Origin of the sequence: Pseudomonas bohemica, from assembly GCF_002934685.1 — a bacterium.
In the GTDB taxonomy this organism is placed as follows: Bacteria; Pseudomonadota; Gammaproteobacteria; order Pseudomonadales; family Pseudomonadaceae; genus Aquipseudomonas; species Aquipseudomonas bohemica.
This window is the reverse complement of the sequence record NZ_NKHL01000095.1, coordinates 50,575-70,730: the sequence shown is the minus strand read 5'-3', so window position 1 is coordinate 70,730 and position 20,156 is coordinate 50,575. Positions and strand designations below refer to the sequence as shown.

The 20,156-nt window shown below is 61.0% G+C and carries 17 protein-coding genes; 4 read left to right on the top strand and 13 right to left on the bottom strand.

Annotation, left to right across the window (positions count from 1 at the left end; all coding sequences use genetic code 11):
• Nucleotides 1-156 precede the first annotated feature (156 nt).
• The 5 genes from CE491_RS08090 to pmbA all read right to left on the bottom strand — a co-directional run bounded on the left by CE491_RS08090 (nt 157) and on the right by pmbA (nt 4,207).
• Nucleotides 157-1,044: a ZIP family metal transporter gene (locus CE491_RS08090; RefSeq protein ID WP_110947829.1), complete on the bottom strand. Its 888-nt coding sequence runs from the start codon at nt 1,042-1,044 to the stop codon at nt 157-159.
• 29 nt (nt 1,045-1,073) lie between these two features.
• Nucleotides 1,074-1,685, bottom strand: a complete 612-nt coding sequence (locus CE491_RS08085) for a superoxide dismutase (protein WP_110947828.1) — start codon at nt 1,683-1,685, stop codon at nt 1,074-1,076.
• A 1-nt stretch (nt 1,686) separates the two neighbouring features.
• Nucleotides 1,687-2,148 (bottom strand): hypothetical protein, encoded by a 462-nt coding sequence (locus CE491_RS08080; protein ID WP_110947827.1) that lies wholly within the window; start codon nt 2,146-2,148, stop codon nt 1,687-1,689.
• Nucleotides 2,149-2,221: 73 nt separating this feature from the next.
• Complete coding sequence (locus tag CE491_RS08075; RefSeq protein WP_110947826.1) at nt 2,222-2,629, bottom strand: FagA protein; 408 nt, start codon at nt 2,627-2,629, stop codon at nt 2,222-2,224.
• A gap of 231 nt (nt 2,630-2,860) precedes the next feature.
• Entirely contained in the window at nt 2,861-4,207 is a 1,347-nt protein-coding gene (gene pmbA, locus CE491_RS08070) for a metalloprotease PmbA (RefSeq protein WP_110947825.1), read from the bottom strand.
• A gap of 93 nt (nt 4,208-4,300) precedes the next feature.
• Between pmbA and yjgA the strand changes: the two genes are divergently transcribed.
• A complete protein-coding gene (gene yjgA, locus CE491_RS08065; RefSeq protein ID WP_110947824.1) occupies nt 4,301-4,822 on the top strand; it encodes a ribosome biogenesis factor YjgA in 522 nt (173 codons plus the stop codon).
• 55 nt (nt 4,823-4,877) lie between these two features.
• Here the strand turns inward: yjgA and tldD are convergent, their stop codons facing one another.
• From tldD to mreB, 8 genes are all read right to left on the bottom strand, one after another.
• Nucleotides 4,878-6,317, bottom strand: coding sequence for a metalloprotease TldD (gene tldD / locus CE491_RS08060; RefSeq protein ID WP_110947823.1), 1,440 nt, complete (start codon nt 6,315-6,317; stop codon nt 4,878-4,880).
• A 2-nt stretch (nt 6,318-6,319) separates the two neighbouring features.
• Nucleotides 6,320-7,171 (bottom strand): carbon-nitrogen hydrolase family protein, encoded by an 852-nt coding sequence (locus tag CE491_RS08055; protein ID WP_110947822.1) that lies wholly within the window; start codon nt 7,169-7,171, stop codon nt 6,320-6,322.
• A gap of 195 nt (nt 7,172-7,366) precedes the next feature.
• Nucleotides 7,367-11,182: a YhdP family protein gene (locus tag CE491_RS08050; protein WP_110947821.1), complete on the bottom strand. Its 3,816-nt coding sequence runs from the start codon at nt 11,180-11,182 to the stop codon at nt 7,367-7,369.
• A gap of 201 nt (nt 11,183-11,383) precedes the next feature.
• Nucleotides 11,384-12,841, bottom strand: a complete 1,458-nt coding sequence (rng, locus tag CE491_RS08045) for a ribonuclease G (protein WP_110947820.1) — start codon at nt 12,839-12,841, stop codon at nt 11,384-11,386.
• A complete protein-coding gene (locus CE491_RS08040; protein WP_110947819.1) occupies nt 12,838-13,449 on the bottom strand; it encodes a Maf family protein in 612 nt (203 codons plus the stop codon). Before CE491_RS08040 ends, rng begins: the two co-directional genes overlap by 4 nt.
• A 270-nt stretch (nt 13,450-13,719) precedes the next feature.
• A complete protein-coding gene (gene mreD / locus CE491_RS08030) occupies nt 13,720-14,211 on the bottom strand; it encodes a rod shape-determining protein MreD (RefSeq protein ID WP_110947817.1) in 492 nt (163 codons plus the stop codon).
• Nucleotides 14,211-15,338, bottom strand: a complete 1,128-nt coding sequence (mreC, locus tag CE491_RS08025) for a rod shape-determining protein MreC (RefSeq protein ID WP_234407543.1) — start codon at nt 15,336-15,338, stop codon at nt 14,211-14,213. The genes mreD and mreC overlap by 1 nt, the downstream gene beginning before the upstream one ends.
• Nucleotides 15,339-15,575: 237 nt before the next feature.
• The gene (mreB, locus tag CE491_RS08020) at nt 15,576-16,613 is read right to left on the bottom strand and encodes a rod shape-determining protein MreB (RefSeq protein WP_020292894.1); all 1,038 of its coding nucleotides are present in this window, start codon (nt 16,611-16,613) and stop codon (nt 15,576-15,578) included.
• Between the two features lie 206 nt (nt 16,614-16,819).
• Between mreB and gatC the strand changes: the two genes are divergently transcribed.
• The 3 genes from gatC to gatB are packed head-to-tail and all read left to right on the top strand — an operon-like array spanning nt 16,820 to nt 20,049.
• Nucleotides 16,820-17,107, top strand: coding sequence for an Asp-tRNA(Asn)/Glu-tRNA(Gln) amidotransferase subunit GatC (gene gatC, locus CE491_RS08015; RefSeq protein WP_110947815.1), 288 nt, complete (start codon nt 16,820-16,822; stop codon nt 17,105-17,107).
• A 15-nt stretch (nt 17,108-17,122) separates the two neighbouring features.
• The gene (gene gatA / locus CE491_RS08010) at nt 17,123-18,574 is read left to right on the top strand and encodes an Asp-tRNA(Asn)/Glu-tRNA(Gln) amidotransferase subunit GatA (protein ID WP_110947814.1); all 1,452 of its coding nucleotides are present in this window, start codon (nt 17,123-17,125) and stop codon (nt 18,572-18,574) included.
• 11 nt (nt 18,575-18,585) lie between these two features.
• Nucleotides 18,586-20,049, top strand: a complete 1,464-nt coding sequence (gene gatB, locus CE491_RS08005; protein WP_110947813.1) for an Asp-tRNA(Asn)/Glu-tRNA(Gln) amidotransferase subunit GatB — start codon at nt 18,586-18,588, stop codon at nt 20,047-20,049.
• Nucleotides 20,050-20,156: the final 107 nt, after the last annotated feature.

Here is a 20,156-nt window from a genome sequence, read left to right as displayed (position 1 = left end):
ACCGTTTCGAGACTGGGGCAAAATTGAATTTTTTCGACAACCGCATGAGCCTTTGTGGGAGTGAGCTTGCTCACGAAGACGCCGGTACATTTTTCAACAGCTTCAGCGTCTGACCCCCTCTTCGTGAGCAAGCTCACTTCCCAAAGCTCACCGAACTCACGCCAACGCCGTATCCATCAGCATCATCAGGCAAAACCCGACAAGCAGCGCGAGGCTGGCGATCTTGTCGTGCCCGCTGCGGCGCGACTCGGGGATGATTTCGTGGGTTACCACCAGCAGCATCGCCCCCGCCGCCAGGGCCAGACCGATTGGCAGCAGCCACGCCGCGATTTCCACCAGCCAGGCGCAAAGCACGGCGAATACCGGCTCGACCAGTCCCGAAGCTGCACCGATCAGAAAGGCGTTGAGCCGGGACATACCCGCCGCTGCGAGAACCAGCGCGATCACCAGCCCTTCCGGCACATCCTGCATGGCGATCCCCATCGCCAGACTGTCGGCATGGGCCAGCCCACCTCCGGCCGAGACACCCACTGCCATACCTTCCGGGATGTTATGGGCGATGATCGCAATGACGAACAGCCAAATATTCGAAGGGATCGCCGGTTTTTCTGCAACATCCGCCAGATGCGGACCTTGCGAGACCAGCGCGTCGACCATGAACAGCCCGGCCGCCCCGGCCAGAATGCCGAGGCTGATCAGAGCGCCAGCGCCCCATTGCGAGAAGCCCAGACCTTGAGCCGCGCTCAAACCCGGCACGATCAAGGAGAAAGCGGTCGCGGCGAGCATGATCCCCGCGCCGAAACCCAGCAATCCGTCGGACACTGCCACCGGCATTCCGCGAATCACCAACACAGGCACCGCCCCCAGGGCTGTACCCAGCGCGCAAATCGCGCCGCCTTCCAGCGCTCGCAACATTCGTGGTTCAAGACTGAACCACGACAACCCCTGAGCGATCAGCAACCCCGTGCCGGCCATTAACAGAATCGAACCCACGGCCAGACGAAGCAACCGTCCGCTGCTGATTGTTAGAAACTCCGAGCGCATAGACCGCCTTACTTCTCGTTATCGGTAGGTCAGGCGACCGCTACTTGATAGCGCTTTGCGACTTCGTCCCAGTTCACAACGTTATAGAACGCGGCGATGTATTCCGGGCGACGGTTCTGGTAGCGCAAGTAGTAGGCGTGCTCCCAAACATCCAGACCAAGGATCGGCGTGTTGCCGTTCATCAGCGGGCTGTCCTGATTGCCGCTGCTCTCGACCACCAGCTTCTTCTCTGGGGTCACGCTCAGCCAGGCCCAGCCGCTGCCGAAACGGGTCAGCGCGGCTTTGGTGAACGCCTCTTTGAAGGCCTCGATCCCGCCCAGTTGCTCGTCGATGGCTTTGGCCAGGTCGCCCGTCGGAAGACCGCCGCCCTTAGGGCTCATGACTTCCCAGAACAGCGAGTGGTTGGCGTGACCGCCGCCCTGGTTGATCACCGCCGGACGCAGTTTTTCCGGCAACTGACCGACGCTTGCGACCAGTTTTTCGATCGGCCATTCGGCGTATTCAGTGCCATCGACGGCAGCGTTGAGGTTGTTGATGTAGGTCTGGTGGTGCTTGGTGTAGTGGATTTCCATGGTTTGCGCATCGATGTGCGGCTCAAGGGCATCGTAGGCGTATGGCAAGGCAGGCAAGGTATACGGCATATCAATGGACTCCAAAGGACAAAGTGCCGGCGGCAGCGGCATTGCGCTGTAGCGCCGAACGTGAGTGTTCGCCGCTGCTGTTGAGCAGGCGGCGGGTGCTTGGGTATTCACCGTGTTCACTGATGAAGCCCAACAGTTCGCTGTAGGTTTTGTTGCTGTGACGGAACGCGGCCTGACGCAATGCAGGCGTCAGGCGCGGGGTCTGGAGCACTTGCAGCAGGCGTTGATGCGCCGAACACAGGTACTCGGCGCTCTCCTCCGGCTGATTCAGGCTCAGGTGCAGGTCCGCCAGGTTGTGGTGGGAAATCACGAACGCCGCTACCGCTTCGTCGGGGTCGGACCAACGTTCCAGCAGCACCTGCGCCAGGGCCAGCGCCTGCAGATACAGCTCGCGGGCGTCGACCAGGTCGCCACGGTTGAAGCAGCTATTGCCTTTCAGAATGGTGCTTTTCCAATGCTCCATGGCGTGTCTCCTGTGACGTGGTCGGTAGCAGGCAGTCGGACGCAAGGCCATGCAACTCACCATGCCGCCGCGTTTAGTACGGGTATTGCTCATCGACAGATCCTTGTGTCAGCTCAGCGAGAGACACTGAGGGTTGCAACACGCAGGTTGCCAGCTGATGGGAGAAATCCTGCCAGCGCTGACATTGCGACGCGGACTGCGCGAGAGCCTGCAGGTCGCGCAAGGGGCGCCATGCCTGGTCCAGACAGAGGCAGCGCCAGTGCCAGGGCAAAGCGGTGTCGCGGGCGGTATCGATCAGCAGGCGAAAGGTGCTTTCGGCGATCAACACCTGCGGGGTGGCGGTGAAACGTGCGAGATAACGACCCTCGGCCAGGTAATGCTCGATGACACGCGGCTCGTCGGGATCGAGGGCACAGCGAATCCGCAGACTCAGCGCACGCCAGTTTTCCAGATAAGGCGACTCGTGCAGGACAGTACCCATGACCTCAGGCTCATTTAGCGAATGATAGTCATTATTAAATGAGTTTAAGAATCAAAACAACCCGGCATTTTGAGGGGAGATTGTTATGGCGTGTTGAACCAGGCTTGGAATCATTCTTGGGACTGGTTATCCGCAATGATGAGACTCACCTGTGGGCGCTTGCGCGCAATAAAAAGGCCTGCACCGAAACCAGTGCAGGCCTTTGCGGGAATGCGTTGACGGTGGGAACACTCAGCTCCCCGCCACCATCATCTTTTCAATCAACACCGAACCGGTGCGGATATTGCTGCGCAGCTCCAGATCGCTGCCAACGGCAACGATCTGCTTGAACATGTCGCGCATGTTGCCGGCAATGGTGACTTCCTGGACCGGGAACTTAATTTCGCCGTTCTCCACCCAGAAACCTGCCGCGCCGCGGGAATAATCGCCGGTCACCATATTCAACCCGCTGCCCATCAGCTCAGTGACCAGCAGGCCACGGCCCATGCGCCGGATCAGCGCTGCCTGGTCTTCGGTGCCATGGGAGACGAACAGGTTGTGCACGCCGCCCGCGTTTGCCGTGCTAGGCAGGCCTAGCTTGCGGCCCGAGTAGGTGCTGAGGATGTAGGACACCAGATCGCCGTTTTCGACGAACGGTTTGGCATAGGTCGCCAGCCCGTCACCGTCAAACGCCGAGCTACCCATGGCGCGCATCAGATGCGGGCGCTCGTCGATGGTCATCCATTCCGGGAACAGCCGCTGACCAATAGCGCCTTCGAGGAACGACGACTTGCGATACAGATTGCCGCCGGAGATCGCACCCAGGAAGCTGCCGAACAGACCACCCGCCAGCTCAGCCGAAAACAGCACCGGCACTTCGCAGGTCGGGACCGGACGCGCACCCAGGCGGCTCGCAGCGCGCTCGGCGGCTTTCTGCCCGATCAGTCTGCCGTCCATCAACAGCTCTCCCTGGCGGCTGACGTCGTACCAGTAATCGCGCTGCATCTGGCCGTCTTTCTCGGCGATCATCACGCAGCTGAGGCTGTGACGGGTCGAAGCGTAGCCGCCGATGAAGCCGTGGCTGTTGCCGTAGACCCGGCACCCCTGATGCACATTCAGCGTGGTGCCGTCGGCATTCTTGATCCGGCTGTCGGCATCGAATGCCGCCGCTTCACAGATCAGCGCACGCTCGATGGCTTCTTCCGGGCTGATATTCCAGGGGTGGAACAGATCGAAATCCGGTTGTTCCTTGGCCATCAGCGCAGCGTCGGCGAGGCCCGAGCTTTCGTCTTCGGAGGTGTGTTTGGCGATGGCCAGTGCAGCGGCGACGGTTTCACGAATCGCGTCAGGACCGCTGGCCGAGGTGCTGGCCGAGCCTTTGCGCTGCCCGACGTACAAGGTGATGCCGAAACCGTGGTCGCGGTTGAACTCGACGGTTTCGACTTCACGCTGACGCACCGAGGTCGACAGCCCCTGATCCACGGACACCGCGACTTCGCAGGCCGTCGCGCCCTGACGCCTGGCTTCGGCGACGATTTGCTCAACCTGCTGTTGCAGTGCCGGCAGGGCCTGTGGGCCGACGCTTTCTGATGCACTCATGACTTACTCCATCAAATTCCGATTTCGGCAGCCGGGCCGGACAATTGGCCCCTGACTGGTTATCATGGCGGCGTTTATTTGCGGACTGCCCCCATGGTTGATTCTTACGACGACTCCTTCGACGGAGAGAAAAGCAAAACCCAGGTCAAAAAAGAGCTACACGCTCTGGTGGATCTGGGCGAACGCTTGACGACATTCAAACCCGATGTGCTGGCCAAGCTGCCACTGACCGACGAGTTGCGTCGGGCACTGGCCGATGCTCCCAAGCACACCGCGCATATCGCGCGCAAACGCCATATTTCATTCATCGGCCGGCTGATGCGCGATCAAAACCTGGACGAGATCCTGGTGCTGCTCGATCAGCTCGATGCCTCCACGCGCCAATACAACGAGCGCTTCCACAATCTGGAACGCTGGCGCGATCGACTGGTGACCGGTACTGACGATGTGCTCGAACAATTCGTCAGCGAATACCCGGAAGCCGATCGTCAGCACCTGCGCTCGCTGATCCGTCACGCCCAGCACGAGGCCAGACAAAACAAGGCCCCTACCGCAACCCGCAAAATCTTCAAATACATCCGCGAACTGGACGAAACCAAGCGCGGACTGCGTTGAACCTGCTGCGCCGAGTGACACTTCACCCGGCGCAACGCTCGTCAAGACCCCAGCATCAAGCGCCTGTGCCGCCCACGGTGATCGCATCGATCTTCAGGGTCGGCTGACCCACACCCACCGGCACCGACTGCCCATCCTTGCCACAGGTACCCACGCCGCTGTCCAGCGATAGGTCGTTGCCGACCATCGACACCCGGCTCATGCATTCAGGACCGTTGCCAATCAGCGTCGCGCCTTTGACCGGCGTGGTGATTTTGCCGTCCTCGATCAAATAGGCTTCGCTGGTGGAAAAGACGAACTTGCCGCTAGTGATATCGACCTGACCGCCGCCCAGGTTGGCGCAGTAGATGCCCTTCTTCACCGAGGCGATGATTTCCGCCGGATCGCTCTGACCGCCGAGCATGTAGGTGTTGGTCATGCGCGGCATCGGCAGGTGCGCGTAGGACTCGCGACGACCGTTGCCGGTGCGGGCGACGCCCATTAGCCGCGCGTTGAGCTTGTCCTGCATGTAGCCCTTGAGCACGCCATTCTCGATCAGCGTGGTGCATTCGGTCCGGGTGCCTTCATCGTCGACACTCAGCGAGCCACGACGACCGGCCAGGGTGCCGTCATCGACGATGGTGCATAGCCTGGAGGCGACCATTTCGCCCATGCGACCGCTGTAGGCCGAACTGCCCTTGCGGTTGAAGTCGCCTTCCAGGCCATGCCCGACCGCTTCGTGCAGCAGCACGCCGGACCAGCCCGAACCGAGTACCACCGGCAGCGTGCCAGCAGGCGCGGGGATCGCTTCAAGGTTGACCAGCGCCTGACGCAGTGCCTCGCGGGCATAGCCCATGGCGCGGTCTTCGCTGAGGAAATAACGGTAATCGGTACGTCCGCCGCCGCCATGACCGCCACGCTCGCGACGGCCGTTCTGCTCGACGATCACGCTGACGTTGAAGCGCACCAACGGGCGAGTGTCGGCAGCGAGGCCACCGTCGGTGGAAGCCACCAGAATGCGTTCCCAGACACCGGCCATGCTCACGGTGACCTGCTGAATACGTGGGTCCAGCGCGCGGGTGGCCGTGTCGACACGTTTGAGCAGCTCGACTTTTTCGGCACGGGTCATGACTTCCAGCGGATTATCCGGCGCGTACAGCTGGGTGACGTCTTGAGTGGTGAACGCTTGCACGCGGCCATTCTGCCCGGCGCGCGAAATCGAACGGGCTGCACGCGCCGCCTGGCTCAGGGCCTCGGGGGTGATGGCGTTGCTGTAGGCGAAGCCGGTTTTTTCGCCAGACTGCGCGCGCACGCCAACGCCTTGGTCGAGATTGAAACTGCCTTCCTTGACGATGCCGTCTTCCAGCGCCCAGGACTCGGAAATCTGGCCCTGGAAATACAGATCAGCCGCGTCGATCCCGGGCCCGGCAAGCTCTCCCAGCACCGATTGCAGGCTGTCGATGCTCAGGCCGCCTGGCGCCAGAAGGTGTTCGCTGACAGAGGACAAGTCGCTCATATTCACTCCGGGGTATTGGCAGGCCGCAAGGCGTCCTGCAAAAAAAATCGCCGGTGGTTGGTGACCGGCATTCGCGCCCGTATGGACGCTTGTTCTTCACTGTCTCGTTCGGCCAGCAGCACGGCTTCACCCTGTGCCTGTTCGGCCAACACGCGGCCCCATGGATCTATGATCGCCGCGTGTCCAAATGTTTCCCTTGGCCCTGGATGAACGCCGCCCTGCGCGGCCGCCAGCACGTAGCACTGGGTTTCGATGGCACGCGCGCGCAGCAGGATCTCCCAGTGCGCCGCGCCAGTCACGGCGGTAAAGGCCGACGGCGCGGTAATCAGTTCGGCCCCGGCTTCACGCAGGGCGGTGTACAGCTCCGGGAAGCGCAGGTCGTAACACACGGTCAGCCCCAGTTTTCCCACAGGCGTATCGGCCACTACCACGTTGCTGCCATGAGCATAGTCGTCGGACTCACGATAACGCCCGCGCGCATCGGCCACGTCTACGTCGAACAGGTGCAGCTTGTCGTAGCGCGCCACCTGTTCGCCGTGATCGTCGACCAATAGCGAACACGCCGTGACTTTGCCTTGCGGCCGACCTCGAGGTGGCAGCGGCAATGTTCCGGCGACAACCCATAACTTGAGGTCGCGAGCGGCGAGTTTCAACCACGGCAGGATCGGTCCTTCGCCGAAAGCTTCAGCACGGCCGATGGCCGCGATGTCGCGACGGCCCATCGCAGCGAAGTTTTCCGGCAAGACCGCAAGCTTCGCGCCGGACGCCGCGGCCTGTTCCAGCAACGCACGAGCCTGAGCCAGATTGCCCAGGACATCGCTCTGACTGACCATCTGAATCACAGCGAAGGACATAAGTGCTCCTTGATCGACAGGCTCTGTACTCTACTCCAGAAGGTGCAGCAGATGAGAACATCTGTGGGAGTGAGCTTGCTCACGAATGCGGCATCACAGCCTCGGCAGATGAGGTGGATGTACCGCCCTTTCGTGAGCAAGCTCACTTCAACGGATCTGCATCAGCCCAACCACCGACGCAGGCCATGCATTTGGCTACTGCGGCTTTTCGAACGGCTTGTCGAAAGTGATTTTAGGTTCTTTCCACGGGCCTTCGACCTTGTATTGCACGCTGGCAAAACGCGCCACGCGATCGCCCAGCAGTTTGTCGACCAGAAACAGCGCGCCGCCAATCGCCGGTGCGCCGACGATCAGCGCGGCAATCGGCAAGTTGTTGGTCACCGGCAGGGTCACCAGCAACTTGGCATCGACCCGGTCGCGGACCATATCCAGCGTGCCGTTGAGCTCCAGATTGCTCGACGGGCCGATCATAGTGATTGGATCACGGGTGACATACACACCGTCACTGGCCACTAACAGCCCTTTGACCCTGTCATAGCTCAGCCCTTTGCTCAGCAAGTCCGAGAAATCCAGGCGCAGACGACGGCCGATGGAGTTGAAGTTGAGCAGCCCGAATACGCGAAGGGCCTGGGCGCCGCCCTCCACTTCAACGAACTGGCCGTTCTTGAGCGTCGCATCGAGGCTGCCGGAATAACGCTTGAGGCCGACCCAGGCTGGCGAACCCGGCCAGCGGCCATCGGCGTTCATCTCGAATTCCTGACTGGTTACCGTCGGCGCAAAACCCCACGCCTTCAACACGTCCGCCAGATTCTTGCCAGCCACCTGGCCCTTGAACCAGCTGCTGGTCGAACCCGGCGCGCCTTCCCAGCCGCCGTTGCCAACCAGCGATATGCCTTTGAGGCCCAGATCCATGTCAGTCAACTGAATGCCTTTGGGCGTCGGTCTTACCTTGAGCGACCACGCGCCCATCAGTTGATCGCCCTGGAACAGCTGAGTGATTTTGATGTTCAGCGCCGGAATATTACGCGGGTCAACGTCAGCCAACGGATCAGGGGCGTTTTCGATAACGACGGGTTTGGGGTCCGCTGCCGGCAGACGCACATAGAGCAGGTCAATATCGGCAGGCATAGCCTTGTTGTCCGGCAGGGTCGCAGTGCCTTTGAGCTTCGCGCTGTCCAGCGACAGGCCCCAACTGGCGTCACTGCGCTTTAGCTGGACATTGACCTGATCCAGCGTTGTGCCCATCGCGGTCAGCTTGCCGATCTGCAGATCGAGGCTGTTGACCAGCTGTTGGGTGCTGCCGCCCGGATCATTGCCGGCATAACGCTCGACCATTGCCTGCCATGGAGCAATATCCAGCTCAGAGAGCGAGCCACGGATACGCAGCCCTTTTCCATCAGGAACGATCGCCCCGCCCTGCCCGAGGAACAGTTCTCCGCGTCCGTCGCCTATCTTGCCGGCCGGCGCCGCGAAAGCCAGATTCGCGAGACCGCCGTAACCCACCGTGATGCGCCGCTCGGGTCCTTGCAGATTCATGCGAAAATCGGTGTCGCGGGTGTCATCGGCGGTTTTGCCGAAAGGTGCAGGCAGATCCACTGCCACGCCTTTGAGGTTGGAATTGATCTGCAACGGGCTGTCGCCACTGTTGAGGGTCAATTGCAGTTGATACGGCAGGTCGCCCGAAACCGGCAGTGGCTGGGTGACATTCAGCCAGTCGGTCAGGCGCTTTGCAGCGATCTGACTACTGGCCGTGATGCGCGTCACCGGCGCCCCCGGTTTGCCTTCGGCGAAGATCTCGGCATTGACCGGTTTGTCGAAAGCCGTGGCCTTGATGTTCTTGCCGCTCAGGCCCTTGGCGTAATCGAAGCGAAAGTTGCCCTTGAGCTGGGTCAGGTCGAGCACCGGATCCGCCAGCTTCAGGTGTGCGTTGTCGGTATTGAAGTCCACCGCGACCTTCGGCTCCTGGCCCTTGACCAGCGGAATGTCCAGATTGATATGCCCCTGCAGCGGCCCCTCGGCCTGCCAGCCGGCGAAGGTCTGCGCGGTACCGATCGGAGCCTCCTGCAAAATTTTCATGCCATCGTGCAGGCTGCCATCGAAGTCGCCGTCCACCAGCAGATGACTGGTCTGCCCGGTCGCTACATGAGGCACATCCACCGCGACATTACGCACTTGAGTGCCCTGCAACTGCCCCTTGGTGGCGCGGATGCGCACGCCGCTGTTTTCGACGAACACATTGCCGTCCACGCCGGTCAGCTGCGGCCACCCCGGCTGGAATGCCAGATTGGCATTGCGCACTTTGAAAAACAGGCTGATGACCCGGGCCACATCCGGCGCATCGTGGTTGAGCGAGCCTTGATACTGGAAAAAACTCTGATCGACGTCGCCGCTGAGTATCGCAGTGCGCAGCCACTGGTCCAGCGCCGGACTGAGTACCGCAGGCAGGTATTTGGAGGTGTAGCGACCGTCGGCATCGACCAGCCCGACGCGAAGGTCCATGTAGTCCTCCTGGCTTTGATCGAAGTGCAGGCGGATCAAGAAATCGCTGGCAATCTTGCCCTCGTCGCCGACCACCTTGATGTAAGGGGCGACCAGGGTAAAACCATTGTCATCCAGAGCCCAGGTCAAACGCGCATCGGCGTGGCGATAATTCCAGGCATTCTTGAAGATCGGGTCCAGGTGCAACATGAAATCGTCAGTGTTCAGACGCAGTTCACCCTGCCCAAGATCGCCACTGATCGCGCCGCTGACATTTCCGGCCGCAGGCGCACCGTGGTAGGCGTTGAATCCGACCTTGTCCAGATTGGCGGCAAAGCTCAGACGCTTGGCGCCTTCGGCTTGCGGGCGGTAGTCGACCAGAACGTTGCGCATGGCACCGGTGACCTTCAGGTGATCGAGGGCCACCATCAGTTTGTCCGGCAGCGGCGCCAGGGAGTCGAGCAATGGCGTCACGGGCGTCAGATCCAGCCGATCAGCCTGTACGTGCCACAACTCTTCAGTGTCTGAAGTCGCTAAGGTCTGTCTGAGCTGAAGGCTGCTTTCCCAACGCTTGTTGGCGATGTCCATGGCCACAGAATTCAGCGTCAGGGTGAACCCGGCGTCATCGCGCTGAAACCAGGCGTTGAGCGCCAGATTGTCGATCTTCGCGGCGTTGCGGTCGGCGTAGGCGCCCTCGAAATGCGGCGCGTTGAGCCGGCCCACTGCCGATTGCAGATTGCCCTTGTCCCAGGTCAGCCAGAACTCGCCGCCGGCCTTGAGGTTGTTGATTTTCCAGTCATGGGTCAGGCTTTTCGGCAGCCACCTGGACCACTCGCTTTGCGGCAGGCTCAAATAGGCCTCAGCCTCGGCATCGCGCCAGGCGTTCGCGCGGATTCGGGAGCGAACGTTCAGCGACAGTGGCTGGCCGTCAGGCAGGGTCAGCCGCGCATCCAGGCGCTGATGGAAACGCCCGGTCTTGAGGGTCATGCTCGCGTAGGTCAGGGTCAGCGGCGATTGCTCGTAGGGCTGCAAGGTGATCTGGCTGTCGAACAACGACAGCGTCGAGATCATTTGCATCTGGGTCAGCACCTGTTCGGGATCGAACGGTTTGTCGTCCTGAACCGGCAGGCCTTGCAGCGCCCAATGACCGTCCTTGTCTTCCTTGAGGCCCAGTTGCAGGCCATCGAGTTCGAGCCGGGCGATGCGCACTTGTCGGGCCTTGATACTGCCCCACAGATCAGGCACCGCGCGTACGTGATCCAGACGCACCGAGGCCGAGCCCTGGCCGACCATCACGTCACGTGCAACGAAGATTGGCGCAAAGCCGCTCCAGCTGCCTTCAAGACGACCGATACTGACCGGCATGCCGACGGCTGCCTGTGCCTTGCTTTCGACGTCCGCACGGTATTCGGCAACCATCGGCGCCAACTGACGCCCGATGCTGACGTATAACGCTATCAACACCAAAACCAGCGCACACAGGCTCAGGCCCCAACGTGTCAGAGCGGCGAGCCAACGCGTCAGACGCTCCATGGCGCCAAGCCTCCAGGCAGCGAGCCTGCAAACGGCATCCGGCTCAATCGTGCGGTTGGGGGAAAGTCCTGGAAAAGCTCGTTCGCCACGCAAAATTCTCTGTAAAGGGCATCCCTGCCGTCGGCCCTTGGGCTCATGTCTATCGGTTCAATAACCGCACGATGCTCGGAGCGCTGCGTTCAAGCAACGTTTCGAGCAGAATCAGAGCAGCACGACGTCGTATTGTTCCTGGGAATACATGGTTTCGACCTGAAAACGAATGGTCCGCCCGATGAACACCTCAAGTTCGGCCACGTTGCCGGATTCTTCATCGAGCAGCCGGTCGACCACTTTCTGGTTGGCCAGCACCCGATACCCCACCGCCTGATAGGCGCGCGCCTCGCGCAGGATCTCGCGGAATATCTCGTAGCAGATGGTTTCAGGAGTCTTCAGCTTGCCGCGGCCCTGACAACTGCTGCACGGCTCGCACAACACCTGCTCAAGGCTTTCACGGGTACGCTTGCGGGTCATCTGCACCAGGCCCAACTCAGTGATGCCGATGATGTTGGTCTTGGCGTGATCGCGCTCCAGCTGCTTCTCCAGCGTACGCAGCACCTGACGCTGGTGCTCGCCATCTTCCATGTCGATGAAATCGATGATGATGATCCCGCCCAGATTGCGCAGGCGCATCTGCCGGGCGATGGCGGTCGCCGCTTCCAGGTTGGTCTTGAAGATGGTCTCTTCGAGGTTGCGATGACCGACGAATGCGCCGGTGTTGACGTCGATGGTGGTCATCGCTTCGGCTGGATCGATCACCAAATAGCCGCCCGACTTGAGCGGCACCTTGCGCTCCAGCGCCTTCTGGATCTCGTCTTCGACGCCATACAGATCAAAAATTGGCCGCTCGCCGGGATAATGCTCAAGACGATCGGCGATTTCCGGCATCAGCTCGCCGACGAACTGGGTGGTTTTCTGGAAGGTTTCCCGGGAGTCGATGCGGATTTTCTCGATGCGCGGGCTGACCAGATCACGCAAGGTGCGCAGCGCCAGGCCCAGGTCTTCGTAGATGACACTGGCTGGGTTGATGGTCTTGATCTGCTCGCCGATCTGATCCCAGAGGCGGCGCAGGTAGCGGATATCCATCATGATCTCGTCGGCGCCCGCGCCCTCGGCGGCCGTGCGCAGGATGAAACCGCCTTTCTCCTTGATCCCTTCCTTGGCCACGCAATCGCTGACGACCTGCTTGAGCCGTTCACGCTCGGCTTCGTCCTCGATCTTCAAGGAGATCCCAACGTGAGCCGTACGTGGCATATAGACCAGATAGCGCGAAGGAATCGACAGCTGCGTGGTCAAACGTGCGCCTTTGCTGCCGATCGGGTCCTTGGTGACCTGCACCACCAGGCTCTGGCCTTCGTGCACCAGCGAGCTGATGGTTTCCACCGCTGGCCCTTCGCGCATGGAAATTTCCGAGGCGTGGATGAAGGCGGCGCGATCCAGGCCGATGTCGATGAACGCTGCCTGCATGCCAGGCAGCACGCGCACGACCTTGCCTTTGTAGATGTTGCCGACGATCCCGCGACGCTGGGTCCGTTCGACATGTACTTCCTGCAAAACCCCGTTCTCAACGACGGCCACGCGCGACTCCATCGGCGTGATGTTGATCAGAATCTCTTCACTCATGGCTTGTCACCTTCCAGGCATTGCCAACAGGGTATGCCGAAACGCTGGAGAATTTCTGCGGTTTCGCACAACGGCAAGCCGACGACGGCGGAATAACTGCCGCTGAGGTTTTCCACGAAGACGGCGCCCAGCCCTTGAATGCCGTAACTGCCCGCCTTGTCCTGCGGCTCGCCACTGGCCCAATAAGCGCGGGCTTCTTCGGCAGAGATCGCGCGCAAATGCACGCGACTGCTGACCACGCGGGTTTCACAATGCTGTTCGTCCACCACGGCGATGGCGGTCAGCACTTCATGTTCACGGTGGGACAGGGCGGCGAGCATGGCCAGGGATTCGGCCTCGTCGGCAGGCTTGCCGAGAATGCGGCCATCGAGCACCACGGCGGTGTCGGCACCAAGTACGCAGGCGGTGGGGTAAGCGGGGTCGTTGGCCAACTGCAGCAGACCGGCATCGGCCTTGGCACGGGCCAGACGCTCGACATATGCGGCCGGAGTTTCGTTCTGCAGCGCAGTTTCGTCGATATCCGCGTTGAGCGTGGTGAACGGCACACCGATCTGAGTCAGCAATTCACGACGGCGCGGGGAGCCGGAGGCGAGAAGCAGTTGGGGCATGGGACGTCTCCGTGTCAGTGATCACAAGCTTAGGCGTTGGGTGAAAACGGGTGACGCTTGCTCTCGTTTCTGTCGCAGACCCCGCTTCTGCCCGGAGGGCGTGGAAGCAGGCTTGCTCGCGATCTGCCGGGAACCGGCAGTAAAACCGGCGAACGCGGTCTGTCTGATACAACAAGGTTGTCAGGTTTTGCTGTCGCTGCGCACCAGATCGCAAGCAAGCTTGCTCCTACGGCCTGCGGCCAGAATCAAAAGCAGTCCAGAAGCAACCCGTCAATTGACCTTCAAACGCAAGCGCAACCCGCGCAGCCCGTAGCTGACCCAAGGCCAGAGCAGGGCGCTGACCAACGCCGGCAATACAAGGGCCAGGGTCGGCTGGCGGTTGCCAGTCAAGGCGCTGAGCCACAACTGGACCAACTGCGCGAGGCCGAAGATCACCAGAATCACCAGGCATTGCTGCCACATCGGGAACATGCGTAACCGCTGTTGCAGAGACAGGACCAGGAAGGTGATCAGCGTCAGGATCAACGCGTTCTGTCCCAGGAGCGTGCCGTAGAGCACATCTTCGGCCAGACCCAGCATCCACGCGGTGACCATGCCGATCTTGTGTGGCAGCGCCAGCGCCCAGAATGCCAGCAGCAGCGCGAGCCAAAGCGGGCGGAAGATTTCCATGAATTGCGGAAGCGGAGAGACGCTGAGCAGCAGGCCGATGGCGAAGGTCAACCAGACCACCCAGCCGTTCCGTGCGGGAGCATGACGAGCCATTATTCTTCCCTCGCGCGCGGCGCCGCGGGAGCGGCAGCCGGGGTGGCCGGTTTGGTCGCGGCGGGCCTGGCCTGTGGCTTGGCGGCGGGTTTGCTTGCCGCGGGCTTGGCAGGCATAGCGGCCGGGGTGGCAACAGGTGCAGCCGCCGGAGCCGATGAGGTGCTGTGGCCGGTCGCGGCAGGCTTGGGCACGGTGGCCGGAACCACGGGTTTGTTGGGGGTTGCCGCAGGCGTTGCGCCCGGTACCGTCGCTGAAGGCACGGCGGACGGATCGGCGGCCTGGCGGTCCAGCGATTCCTGTTGCTGCGCGGCATCGGCGGCGCGCTCTTCAGGCGAGCGGCCGTCGGAGAACACCAGCAGCAGATAACGGCTGCGGTTCAGCGCGGCAGTCGGCACGGCACGCACGATGGCAAATGGTTGGCCGGAATCGTGAATCACTTCCTTGACCGTCGCCACTGGATAACCTGCCGGGAAACGCTGGCCCAGACCGGAACTCACCAGCAGATCGCCTTCCTTGATGTCGGCGGTATCGGCCACATGGCGCAACTCCAAACGCTCCGGGTTGCCGGTGCCGCTGGCGATCGCGCGCAGGCCGTTACGGTTCACCTGCACCGGAATGCTGTGGGTGGCGTCGGTGAGCAGCAGCACACGGGAGGTGTACGGCATCAGTTCGACCACCTGCCCCATCAACCCGCGCGCATCGAGCACCGGCTGACCCAGCACCACGCCGTCGCGCTCGCCCTTGTTGATGATGATGCGATGGGTGAAAGGGTTGGGGTCCATGCCGATCAGCTCGGCGACTTCGACCTTCTCGTTGACCAGCGCGGAGGAATTGAGCAATTCGCGCAGCCGAACGTTCTGCTCGGTCAGGGCAGCCAGCTTTTGCAGGCGTCCTTGCAGCAGCAGGTTCTCGGTCTTGAGTTTTTCGTTATCGGCGGCAAGTTCGGTGCGGCTCCCGAACTGGCTGGCAACACCCTGATACAAACGCTCGGGCAGATCGGCGATCCAGTAGGACTGCATCAGCACCAGCGACATCTGACTGCGGACAGGCTTGAGCAGCGTGAAGCGTGCGTCCACAACCATGACTGCCACGGAGAGGACGACCAGCACCAACAGACGAACGCCCAGCGACGGGCCCTTTGAGAAAAGCGGTTTAATGGGCCGCTCCTTCCAGGGATGCTTGTGTTTGGCTGTGCTTATTCATGCGACATGAAACCGGCCTGGTGCGGATTGATGGAAATATGGAGTGCCAGACTTGCAGCATCGAGCTTTCAATACAACAGCAGGACGTCAGCAGATCAGACACGAACAGGCAGCACCGAGAAGTGCCGCCCGTTCAGCTCAACACAGTAGCAATCCGGCGACTTATTCGCTGGAGAGCAGGTCCATGGTGTGCTTGTCCATCATTTCCAGCGCACGACCACCGCCACGAGCGACGCAGGTCAGCGGGTCTTCGGCGACGATCACCGGCAGACCGGTTTCCTGAGCCAGCAGCTTGTCCAGGTCACGCAACAACGCACCACCTCCGGTCAGCACCAGACCGCGCTCAGCGATGTCCGAAGCCAGTTCCGGAGGGGATTGCTCCAGGGCGCTCTTGACCGCCTGAACGATGGTAGCCAGGGATTCCTGCAACGCTTCCAACACTTCGTTGGAGTTCAGGGTGAACGCACGTGGCACGCCCTCGGCCAGGTTACGACCGCGTACGTCGACTTCACGCACTTCGCCGCCCGGGTAGGCAGTGCCGATCTCCTGCTTGATGCGCTCGGCGGTGGATTCACCGATAAGGCTGCCGTAGTTGCGACGCACATAGGTGATGATCGCTTCGTCGAAACGGTCGCCACCCACACGTACGGATTCGGCGTAAACCACGCCGTTGAGCGAGATCAGGGCGATTTCAGTGGTACCACCACCGATATCGACGACCATCGAGCCGCGGGCTTCTTCGACCGGCAAGCCGGCACCGATGGCAGCGGCCATTGGCTCTTCGATCAGGAATACTTCACGTGCGCCGGCGCCCAGGGCCGACTCGCGAATGGCGCGACGCTCAACCTGGGTGGACTTGCAAGGTACGCAGATCAACACGCGAGGGCTTGGCTGAAGGAAGCTGTTTTCGTGCACTTTGTTGATGAAGTACTGGAGCATCTTTTCGCACACGCTGAAATCGGCGATCACGCCGTCTTTCATCGGACGAATGGCAGCGATGTTGCCCGGGGTACGGCCCAGCATACGCTTGGCTTCCATCCCGACAGCAACGACGCTCTTCTGATTTCCGTGGGTCCGAATGGCCACAACCGATGGCTCGTTCAGGACAATACCGCGCTCACGCACGTAAATAAGGGTGTTGGCAGTGCCCAGGTCGATGGAAAGATCGCTGGAAAACATGCCACGCAGTTTCTTGAACATGGGAAAGGGACCCTAGGGAACGCGTGGGTAAAAAAGTGCGGCAAACTCTAACAACGACAGGGATTTTGGGCAAGGAGCCAATATGCTAAATTGGCTGTTTTCCGAGCACTACCTTCGACGATCGCGGCCTTATGACCGCCTAAATCGCGTAGTGTTCCGCAATCTGACGTACGGTGCATTCCGTACGCATTCCACTGGAGAACCCCATGGCGCTTGATCGCTCCGACGTGGAAAAAATCGCTCATCTGGCCCGACTGGGGCTCAATGACGCCGATATCCCGCGTACTACTGAAGCACTGAACAGCATTCTCGGGCTGGTTGACCAAATGCAGGCGGTCGACACCGCCGGCATCGAACCCCTCGCGCACCCGCTTGAAGCCTCGCAACGCCTGCGTGAAGACGTGGTCAGCGAAGCCAATCATCGCGATTCCTATCAAGCCATCGCACCAGCGGTCGAAGACGGCCTTTATCTGGTTCCGAAAGTCATCGACTAAGGGAATGAGCCTGCAATGCATCAAATGACTCTGGCAGAGATCGCTCGCGGACTCGCCGACAAGAAGTTTTCCTCTGAAGAACTGACCCGCACCTTGCTGGCGCGCATCGCGCAGCTGGACCCGCAGGTCAACAGCTTCATTTCCGTCACCGAAGACCTGGCCATCACTCAGGCCCAGGCCGCCGACGCTCGTCGCGCGGCAGGCGAGAATGGCGCACTGCTGGGCGCCCCGCTGGCGCACAAGGACCTGTTCTGCACCAAGGGCATCCGCACCAGCTGCGCCTCGAAGATGCTCGACAACTTCAAGGCCCCGTATGACGCCACGGTCGTCGCCAAACTGGCCGCCGCTGGCACCGTGACTCTGGGCAAGACCAACATGGACGAATTCGCCATGGGCTCGGCCAACGAGTCCAGCCACTATGGCGCGGTGAAGAACCCGTGGAACCTGGAACACGTACCGGGCGGTTCGTCCGGTGGCTCAGCTGCCGCGGTTGCCGCTCGTCTGTTGCCTGCCGCCACCGGCACCGACACCGGCGGCTCGATTCGCCAGCCTGCCGCACTGACCAACCTCACCGGCCTGAAACCGACCTACGGTCGCGTCTCGCGCTGGGGCATGATCGCCTACGCATCGAGCCTGGATCAGGCCGGCCCGATGGCACGCACCGCCGAAGACTGCGCGCTGCTGCTGCAGGGCATGGCCGGTTTCGATATCAACGACTCCACCAGCATCGACGAACCCGTGCCTGATTACAGCGCCAGCCTCAACGATTCGCTGCAGGGTCTGCGCATCGGCGTACCAAAGGAATACTTCAGCGCCGGTCTTGACCCACGCATCGCCGACCTGGTCATGGCCAGCGTCGAAGAGCTGAAGAAGCTCGGCGCGGTGGTCAACGAAGTCAGCCTGCCGAACCTGCAACATGCGATCCCTGCTTATTATGTGATCGCGCCGGCAGAGGCATCCTCGAACCTGTCGCGTTTCGACGGCGTGCGCTTCGGCTATCGCTGTGAAGACCCGAAAGACCTGACCGACCTGTACAAGCGCTCCCGTGGCGAAGGCTTCGGCCCTGAAGTGCAGCGCCGGATCATGGTCGGTGCCTATGCGCTGTCTGCAGGTTACTACGACGCTTACTACCTGCAAGCGCAGAAGATTCGTCGCCTGATCAAGAACGACTTCATGAATGCCTTCAAGGACGTCGATGTGATCCTCGGCCCGACCACGCCGAACCCGGCCTGGAAAATCGGTGCCAAGAACGCCGACCCGATTTCCGCGTACCTGGAAGACTTCTACACCATCACTGCCAACCTCGCGGGCTTGCCGGGCCTGTCGATGCCAGCCGGCTTCGCCGACGGCTTGCCAGTGGGCGTGCAACTGCTCGCGCCGTACTTCGAGGAAGGCCGCCTGCTTAATGTCGCTCACCAATATCAGTTGGTAACCGACTGGCACACCCGCTCGCCGGCCGGCTTCTAAGGAGAAAACACATGCAATGGGAAGTCGTCATCGGGCTGGAGATTCACACTCAGCTCACCACCCAATCGAAGATTTTCTCCGGTAGCGCCACCACGTTCGGCTCCGAGCCCAACACTCAGGCCAGCCTCGTAGACCTCGGCATGCCCGGTACGCTGCCGGTGCTGAATAAGGAAGCCGTGCAGATGGCGGTCAAATTCGGCCTGGCCATCGACGCCGAGATCGGCCAGCACAACGTGTTCGCTCGCAAGAACTACTTCTACCCCGACCTGCCCAAGGGCTACCAGATCAGCCAGATGGAGTTGCCGATCGTTGGCAAGGGCCACCTGGACATCACCCTGGAAGACGGCACCATCAAGCGTATTGGCGTGACTCGTGCTCACCTTGAGGAAGACGCCGGCAAGAGCCTGCACGAAGACTACAGCGGCATGACCGGCATCGACCTGAACCGCGCCGGCACACCATTGCTCGAAATCGTTTCCGAACCGGACATGCGTTCGGCCAAGGAAGCGGTCGCCTACGTCAAGGCCATGCACGCGCTCGTGCGCTACCTGGGCATCTGCGACGGCAACATGGCCGAAGGCTCGCTGCGTTGCGACTGCAACGTGTCTATTCGCCCCAAAGGCCAGGTCGAGTTCGGCACCCGCTGCGAGATCAAGAACGTCAACTCGTTCCGTTTCATCGAGAAGGCGATCAACAGCGAGATCCAGCGTCAGATCGACCTGATCGAAGACGGTGGCAAAGTCATTCAGCAGACGCGCCTGTACGACCCGAACACCAACGAAACCCGCGCCATGCGCAGCAAGGAAGAAGCCAACGACTACCGTTACTTCCCCGACCCTGACCTGCTGCCGGTGATCATCGAGGATTCGTTCCTGGAGCAAACCCGCGCCACCCTGCCGGAATTGCCGCCGCAGAAACGCGAGCGCTTCCAGTCGCAATTCGGCTTGTCGCTTTACGATGCCAGCGTCCTGGCTTCCAGCCGCGAACAAGCAGAGTACTTTGAGCAGGTTGTGGGTATCGTGGGCGATGCCAAGCTGGCGGCCAACTGGGTCATGGTTGAGCTGGGTTCGTTGCTGAACAAAACCAACTCAGATATGACCAAGCCTCCTATCTCTGCAGAGCAACTGGGCGGCATGCTGTTGCGAATCGTTGATAAGACTATTTCTGGCAAAATCGCTAAAGAGATTTTGGAGGCAATGCTTGCTGGAGAATGCGTAGAGATCGGTATTGGCAGCGCGGATGAAATCATTGAGCAACGCGGCCTCAAGCAAGTGACTGACAGCGGCGCCATCGAGTCGATTCTCGACGACATGCTGGCGGCCAATGCCGAACAGGTCGAACAGTACCGCGCGGCCGATGAAGCCAAGCGCGGCAAGATGTTCGGCTTCTTCGTCGGGCAGGCCATGAAAGCGTCCAGAGGCAAGGCCAACCCAGGGCAGGTCAACGAATTGTTGAAGCGCAAGCTGGAAGGTTAATAGCCTCGCCGAACCTGTAGAAGCGCGCCTGCCCGCGATGCGTTGCGTCGGACAACGATGAGTTGTCAGCGCAATTGCAGCCGCGGGCAAGCGCGCTCCCACAGGTG